We start from the raw sequence: 1,239 nt of genomic DNA on the forward strand, positions 1-1,239 counted from the left end.
ACAAGCTGGAAGTGCATCGCACGAATTACACCCTTTTTACTAATGGTATAGAATACCTCTTTAAGTTCATGATCTATACCATTTTGCTTAAATGCATCAATATTGTAATCCTTGATAAAGCCACCACGTTCGTCTGTGGCATAGAAGGGAGTTATCTCATATGCCCCCTTCATATCAAGTTCCTTGAATTCAAATTTCTGTATCATGACTAATTCTACTATAACATCAAAGTGTTTTAAGCCAATCCATTGTTGTTTTCGTACCCTGAGCAAAACCAACTTCAGGCTCATAACCACAATCAGCTTTTATTTCTGAAATATCAAAAGTTGATAGGGGCATATTAGTACCAGAAAAAGGTACATCACCAAAATGAGGAATACAACGTGAGCCACATGAGTCAACCATTTCGAGTATAAATTGCTTTAATGGTTTTGCGTCACCAGAACCAATCATATACTCACGGAAAGGTTTTCCATTCTTTGCAACCAAATAAAAAGCTTTAGCCACATCACTCACATAAACAAAATCATAGTTTTGAGTAGCCGCAGTAAACCGCAGAGGCTCGCCATCAATAATTTTACGCAAAGTGGTATTTACAAAACGAGGAGAAAACTCTCCTACTCCATACGCATTGGTAATCATTGGCCAAAGAAGATCTATACCAATACTAGCCGCTACAGACTTACACATACAATGCGCTACGAGCTTACCCATACCATAAATATAGCCCATACCCGGATGTGAGCCTTGTGAGTGAATAGCCGCTTCAACCTCATACTCCATAATAGACCCAGCACATACAAATCTAGAACAACCTAATCCTTTAGCGACTTTCATACACTCTACTGTATTAAGCGCATTCTGCATCTGGAGATTGTAATCAATCCGAGCTTCACCGGCCGAACCTGCCCATGCAAAATGGATAAATGTGTCATAAATATCTTGGGGTATTTTTTTTAACATTGCTGAAGCGTCACCTATATCACATCGCATATATTCTAGATTTTCCCCAACTGTTAATCGGCGTGGAGTTTCTCCCATATCCAGAGCGAGAACTTTGCAACCATTCTCTAGAAAATAATTTACTGTATAACTGCCAACAAACCCGTCAGCACCTGTTACTATTACGTTCTTCATATTATCGTTATACGTTTAAAAATTCATTTATCTGTTTATCCATACAAATACGAACATCCCCACCTGCTAGCCAAACCTTACTCCATTCAACAATCTTTTCCA

Annotated in this window: 2 protein-coding genes; both read right to left on the minus strand. The window is 38.6% G+C overall.

Annotated elements, in window-relative coordinates:
• Window positions 1-206 (minus strand): dTDP-4-dehydrorhamnose 3,5-epimerase family protein (locus DW033_RS24265; RefSeq protein ID WP_147423701.1); only part of this gene is annotated, 206 nt, incomplete at its 3' end.
• Between the two features lie 19 nt (window positions 207-225).
• On the minus strand, window positions 226-1,137 hold the full coding sequence (locus DW033_RS24270; protein ID WP_122383250.1) for an NAD(P)-dependent oxidoreductase: 912 nt from the start codon (window positions 1,135-1,137) through the stop codon (window positions 226-228).
• Window positions 1,138-1,239: the final 102 nt, after the last annotated feature.

Origin of the sequence: Parabacteroides sp. AF39-10AC, from assembly GCF_003635405.1 — a bacterium.
Classification (GTDB): Bacteria; Bacteroidota; Bacteroidia; order Bacteroidales; family Tannerellaceae; genus Parabacteroides; species Parabacteroides distasonis.

Bases quoted from the DNA above. Each gene is read 5' to 3' on its own strand.
- DW033_RS24270 (WP_122383250.1), bottom strand. From the start codon at position 1,137: ATGAAGAACGTAATAGTAACAGGTGCTGACGGGTTTGTTGGCAGTTAT.